9 protein-coding genes are annotated in these 5,527 nt (G+C 67.6%); 5 read left to right on the top strand and 4 right to left on the bottom strand.

The annotated features are described in order from the left end of the window. Window positions 1-118: 118 nt before the first annotated feature. Entirely contained in the window at window positions 119-403 is a 285-nt protein-coding gene (locus FKP22_RS19465) for an MSMEG_0570 family nitrogen starvation response protein (protein WP_375140600.1), read from the top strand. A gap of 182 nt (window positions 404-585) precedes the next feature. Continuing rightward, window positions 586-1,869: an MSMEG_0569 family flavin-dependent oxidoreductase gene (locus FKP22_RS19460; RefSeq protein ID WP_141289363.1), complete on the top strand. Its 1,284-nt coding sequence runs from the start codon at window positions 586-588 to the stop codon at window positions 1,867-1,869. Window positions 1,870-1,891: 22 nt separating this feature from the next. On the opposite strand, the gene FKP22_RS19455 is transcribed toward FKP22_RS19460, so the two are convergent. The 4 genes from FKP22_RS19455 to FKP22_RS19440 form a co-directional block, all read right to left on the bottom strand. Beyond that, window positions 1,892-2,236: a hypothetical protein gene (locus FKP22_RS19455; protein ID WP_141289362.1), complete on the bottom strand. Its 345-nt coding sequence runs from the start codon at window positions 2,234-2,236 to the stop codon at window positions 1,892-1,894. Between the two features lie 176 nt (window positions 2,237-2,412). Beyond that, window positions 2,413-3,447, bottom strand: a complete 1,035-nt coding sequence (locus tag FKP22_RS19450; RefSeq protein WP_141289361.1) for a hypothetical protein — start codon at window positions 3,445-3,447, stop codon at window positions 2,413-2,415. Window positions 3,448-3,617: 170 nt separating this feature from the next. After that, a complete protein-coding gene (locus FKP22_RS19445) occupies window positions 3,618-3,806 on the bottom strand; it encodes a hypothetical protein (RefSeq protein WP_141289360.1) in 189 nt (62 codons plus the stop codon). A 162-nt stretch (window positions 3,807-3,968) separates the two neighbouring features. Then, the gene (locus FKP22_RS19440) at window positions 3,969-4,283 is read right to left on the bottom strand and encodes a hypothetical protein (protein ID WP_141289359.1); all 315 of its coding nucleotides are present in this window, start codon (window positions 4,281-4,283) and stop codon (window positions 3,969-3,971) included. 59 nt (window positions 4,284-4,342) lie between these two features. Here FKP22_RS19440 and FKP22_RS32290 point away from each other — a divergent pair, with 59 nt between their 5' ends. The 3 genes from FKP22_RS32290 to FKP22_RS19430 form a co-directional block, all read left to right on the top strand. Beyond that, window positions 4,343-4,489 (top strand): hypothetical protein, encoded by a 147-nt coding sequence (locus FKP22_RS32290; protein ID WP_170200969.1) that lies wholly within the window; start codon window positions 4,343-4,345, stop codon window positions 4,487-4,489. Window positions 4,490-4,511: 22 nt separating this feature from the next. Next, complete coding sequence (locus tag FKP22_RS19435) at window positions 4,512-4,805, top strand: MSMEG_0570 family nitrogen starvation response protein (RefSeq protein ID WP_141289358.1); 294 nt, start codon at window positions 4,512-4,514, stop codon at window positions 4,803-4,805. 191 nt (window positions 4,806-4,996) lie between these two features. Next, window positions 4,997-5,527: NAD(P)-binding domain-containing protein (locus FKP22_RS19430; protein ID WP_170200968.1), on the top strand; the 531-nt coding region annotated here is incomplete at its 3' end.

The following is a 5,527-nucleotide window of genomic DNA, read 5'->3' as shown; positions in this document are numbered from 1 at the left end:
GTGCTGCAGCGGCGCGTGTTGCGCACGGGCGTGAGCCGCGCCGACCAGGCCGAGCGCGACGCGCAGTCCTGCGACATCCCATCCTGAACTTGAACCGACCGGAGCCACGATGCCCGCCATGCACTACACCGTCCGCTGGCCCGACGCCAGCGAGACCACCTGCTACTCACCTTCGCTGGTGATCCAGGACTTCTTCACGCTGCAGCAGGACTACCCGCTACCCGAATTCCTGCGCCGCCTGCGCGAAGCCACGGCCATTGCCAACGAACGTGTGCAGGCCAAGTTCGGCTTCACCTGCTCGCGCGCCAGCGATCAATTGGGCGACACCGAGCGTCGCGCCCAGACGTTTGCCCAGACGCCGGAAGCCAGCGTGAGACTGCTGGCTTTTGGACCGGCTGGTTGAGGCATCTTTTTAATCGAATCCGACCCGACCTACAACTTCCGCGATGACCTCCCCGTTCGCACTGAGCCTGTCGAAGTGCCCGCGTCGAGCTGCGCGCCGGCTTCGACAGGCTCAGCCCGAACGGTGTGTGTTGCCACGGAATGTGAGATCTTCATGTCAACACACTGGAAAGGCGCCACGCCATGTCTGTATCTCTCCCTCATCATTCCGTGCTCATCGTTGGTGGCGGTCAGGCCGGGCTGTCGCTCAGCCATCACCTGCAGGCCGCGGGTGTGGACCATCTGATCCTGGAGAAGCACAAGGCCATGCACACCTGGCGCACGCAGCGCTGGGACAGTTTCACGCTGGTCACGCCGAATTGGCAGTGTGCATTGCCGGGGCATCCGTATGACGGGCCCGATCCGCATGGCTTCATGAACAAAGGCGAGATCGCGGCCTACCTGGACGGGTTCCGGGCCAAGCTGCAGCCACCGCTGCGCGAAGGCGTGACGGTCGATTCGGTTCGGCCGCTGCCCGGTGGCGGCTTCCAGGTCCGCAGCAGTGACGGCGAGTACACGGCTGGCCAGGTCGTGGTCGCTTCCGGCGGCTACCACCAGCCCATCGTGCCGCGGCTGGCCGAGCGCTTGCCGGCCTCGGTCACGCAGCTGCATTCGGCCGACTACCGCAACCCCGATCAGCTGCCGCCGGGTAAGATGCTGGTGGTGGGCGCCGGGCAGAGCGGCGCGCAGATCGCCGAGGACCTGCACCTGGCCGGCCGCGAGGTCGTGCTGGCGGTGGGCGACGCGCCGCGCTGCGCGCGCTTCTACCGCGGGCGCGACGTGGTCGACTGGCTGGCCGACATGGGCTACTACGACATGCCTGTCACTGCCCACCCGCTGCGCGAAGGCGTGCGCGACAACACCAACCACTACGTGACCGGCCGCGACGGCGGGCGCGACATTGACCTGCGCCGCTTCGCCCTTGAAGGCATGCAGCTTTACGGCTCGCTGCAGGCACTGGACGGCGACACGCTGCGCTTTGCGCCCACGCTGCGGGCCGCGCTGGACGGCGCTGACCGCACCTACAACGGCATCAACGCCAGCATCGACCAGCACATCGCGCGGCAGGGCCTCGACGCGCCGCCGCCCAGCGTCTACACGCCGGTGTGGCAGCCGGAGGGCGAGCGCGAGACGCTCTCGCTGGCGGCGTCCGGCATCACCTCGGTCATCTGGTGCATCGGCTTCTCACCGGACTTCCGATGGCTGGACGCGCCGATCTTCAACGGCCGTGGTCACCCGGTGCATGAACGCGGTGTGACCGCCGTGCCAGGCCTCTACGTGCTGGGCCTGCCGTGGCTGCACACCTGGGGCTCCGGCCGTTTTTCGGGCGTCGCGCGCGATGCGGCCTTCCTCGCCGAGCGCATCCAGGCCTTCCAGCCGGCAGCGCAGGCAGGCCGGGCGGCCCAGGACCTGGCGATGGCTGCCTGAGGCCAGGGCCCGCCGGTCTGCGTCAGTGCCCCCGCAGCGAAAACGGCGCCGGGAACAGATGGTCGTAGTCCGCAGCGGCCACGCGCTCGACGTATCCGGCCGTGCTCGGCGGCAGGCTGACCACCGATTCCGCGTGCCAGACCGGGATGCCGGCCCAGCGCTGGCAGCGCACGCGGAACTCGCGTGGCTGCGGGTAAGGTTGCGAGTCATGCGGCATGCGGGCGTTGGCCGAACGGCGCCGCAATTCCTGGCTCCGCCAGCCGTGGCGCTCCCGACGCACCAGCGCGTAGCGCCCCAGGGCATGCTGCAGCGCGAGCACGCGCCACACCAGGCCGGCCGCGAGCAGCAGAACAAGACAGGACGTCATCGCCAAACCCTCCTGGTGGCGCCGCGGTCAGGCCGCAGCTGGGAGCACAGGAACAGCCCCTGCAGGGTAGGCTGATGGTGAGACGCGGGTTCCGCGGAAGAGCGGGGCTGTTGCGGCCCTTTTTGTGGGGGTGAGGTCTGCGCGAAACCGCTGGGAAACCAGTTCGGCGCCGGGGCTCAGTCGACCCGCGTGAGCAGGTAGTAGAGCTCGTCGCTGCCGTAGACCAGGATCTGGCCGCGGTTGTTGATGTGCTGCACGTTGGTGATGCGCACGCCCTCCGGCAGGGCGGTCACCGGCGTCAGCTTCAGCACGTCGCTGCAATCGCCGGAACAGATGAAGCCGTCGATTTCGGGTGTGTGGAGATAGTCGATCTTGCCGAGGATCACGCCGTCGTCGTTGATGTCCACGGCCCAGGTGTGCGCATCCCGCGGCAGGTTCAGGTCGCGCAGGGTCGACCCCGGCTCGGCCGCGAAAGCCCGGGAGGTGCCAGTGCCCCGCAGCAGGTATCGGCCCACGATGCGCCCCTGCCGGTTGACCGCCATCGCGGTGCTCTGCGTGGCCAGCTTCACGTTGTGCAAGGGGACGCTCTGGGTGTAGGGCGGCTCGCTCACGAAGGCCAGGTCGCGGCCGACGCGGGGGCCCGTCACATGACCGCTGCCCACGACGACGCCTTCGTCGTTGATGTCCGTGGGCGTCATGCGCGCGCCCCAGTCCGCCAGGGTCTGCACGTTCCCGGTGGTCACGTCCAGTACCAGCCCCTCGGTGGCCCCGCCGTTGTAGGCCACGATCTGCCCGAGGTTGTTGATGCTGAACGCGGCCCCGATGGACTTGCCGTTGAACAGCTCGCTGAGGGGTTGCAGCGCGCCGCCACCGGGCTGGCCCAGGAAACCCCCGGCGGCCATCTGCCCGACGATCTGGCCGGCATCGTTGAGCCCGTAGACGGTGAGGGAGCTGGTGTCTTCGGAGATGTCGAACACGGTCATGCCGAGGCCGTTTTCCCCGGTGACGAAAGCCCGCGGCTGGCCGTCCTTGCCCCTCAGGTAGCCGGCGACCTGGCCTTGATTGTTCAGCTGCGAGGCCTCGATGCGCGCCTCCTTCTCTTGCTGGATCGGCGTGGCGGTGTACAGCACCTGCGCGAGCGCGCCGGCACCGGCCAGCGGCAGGGCGAGAAGCAGGCCAAGGCCGATCGAGCACAAGAGGGGGCGGTTCATTGCGGGGCGTCTCCGAGAGGGGTAGTGAAGGTGTCGCGGCCGATCATAGGGCGCCCGCCTGGCCTGTCCATCCCACAGACTGCTGAGTTTCCGATGGCCGTCGTGTGCCCGCCACTGGCCGTGAAAACGGCCCCGGTACGCGTAGACGCTGTCGCCTGACGGCCCCGTGCCTACGCGCAGCCGCCGGGTTGCCGCACCGCCGGCTCGGTGCCGACCTGGATCTCGGTGACCGACACATTGGTCTCGACGCGGATGGCGAAGCGCTTGTCGCCCGAGGTCAGCAGGATGCTGCGCTCGTTCACATCGGCGGCATGAGCCGCCTGCAGGTCTTCCGCGCGCGAGCCCAGCGCCCGTCGCACCCGCTCGAAGGGAAGGAAGGAGCTTGCGCATGGGACAGCCGAAGCCTGTGAGGGCGAAGGGAATGCCCCGGTTCCGGCGATCAACCGGGTGGGGCGGGGCGGGCCACATTGTGCTTTGGCTGGCGACTTCATGCTTGGCTGGCGGTCGCGAGAGGTCCGGAATCAGAAGCCGACCTGAATGTGCGTCAGCAGGTACACGGCCCAGCTCAGTGGTGCCAATGACAGCAGCAGGCCCAGCCCCACCCACTTCAGCGCGCGTTCCTGGCGCAGGTGCGACACAAGACCGAGCAACGCGCTCGCAAAGGGCGGTAATGCCACCGCCGCCACCGGCAACGCCCAATGGCTTCCGGGCTCAATTTCGGCGAGGGCGACACACGTCACCGCCAGTGGTATCGGGCACAGGACCGACAAGACGGCGAAGCGCTTCGCATGCAACTTCTGCGCGAGTGATGTCGTGTGGGGGTCTGGATCTGTCATGAGGTCGGTGCCGCCAACGACAGGGGATGGCCCTGAACGCTGGCGAGTGAGGCGGTGCATTGTCTTGGCAATGCAGCTGGGCCCGCAGTGCCGCGTTGCACGAGGGCTGGTACCAGCGCGTGTTGGAACGGCACGCCTTGCGCACCGGCGTGAGCCGTGCCGAACAAGCCGAGCGCACCGCGCTGTCATGCGACCTGTCTTCCTGAACCTGAACCCACTGGAGCCGTCATGCCCGCCATGCACTACACCGTCCGCTGGCCCGACGCCAGCGAAACCACCTGCTACTCGCCCTCGCTGGTGATCCAGGACTTCTTCACGCTGCAGCAGGACTACCCGCTGCCCGAATTCCTGCGCCGCCTGCGCGAAGCCACGGCCATTGCCAACGAACGCGTGCAAGCCAAGTTCGGCTTCACCTGTTCGCGTGCCAGCGATCAGCTGAGCGACACCGAGCGCCGCGCCGCGTCCTTTGCGCAAACGCCGGAATCCTGTGTTCGCCTGCTTGCTTTCGGTCCGGCCGATTGAGAAAAAGAAATACCTGTTTAATCGAATCTGACCCGACCTCCAACTTCCGCGATGACCTCCCCCGTTCGCACTGAGCCTGTCGAAGTGCCCGCGTCGCGCTGTGCGCCGGCTTCGACAGGCTCAGCCCGAACGGTGTGTGGTGCCACGGAATGTGAAATCTCTCCGCCAACACATTGGAAAGGCGCCACGCCATGTCTGTATCTCTCCCTCATCATTCCGTGCTCATCGTCGGCGGAGGGCAGGCCGGCCTGTCGCTGAGCCATCACCTGCAGGCTGCCGGCGTGGACCATCTGGTGCTGGAGAAGCACAAGGCCATGCACACCTGGCAAACGCAGCGCTGGGACAGTTTCACGCTGGTGCCGCCGAATTGGCAGTGCGCATTGCCGGGCCATGCGTATGCCGGGCCGGCGCCGAATGGCTTCATGAAGAAGGGCGAGATCGTTGAGTACCTGGACGGGTTCCTGGCCAAGCTGAAGCCGCCGCTGCGCGAGGGCGTGGCTGTCGAGTCGGTTCGGCCGCTGCCGGGCGGCGGCTTCCAGGTCCGCAGCAGTGACGGCGAGTACACGGCTGACCAGGTCGTGGTGGCTTCCGGCGGCTATCACCAACCCATCGTGCCGCGGCTGGCCGAGCGGCTGCCGGCGTCCGTCACGCAGCTGCATTCGGCCGACTACCGCAACCCCGATCAGCTGCCGGCTGGCAAGGTGCTGGTGGTGGGCGCTGGG

Origin of the sequence: Ideonella azotifigens (assembly GCF_006519715.1) — a bacterium.
GTDB lineage: Bacteria > Pseudomonadota > Gammaproteobacteria > Burkholderiales > Burkholderiaceae_C > Ideonella > Ideonella azotifigens.
The sequence above is the reverse complement of the archived record's forward strand: the minus strand, read 5'-3'. Positions and strand labels throughout refer to the sequence as shown.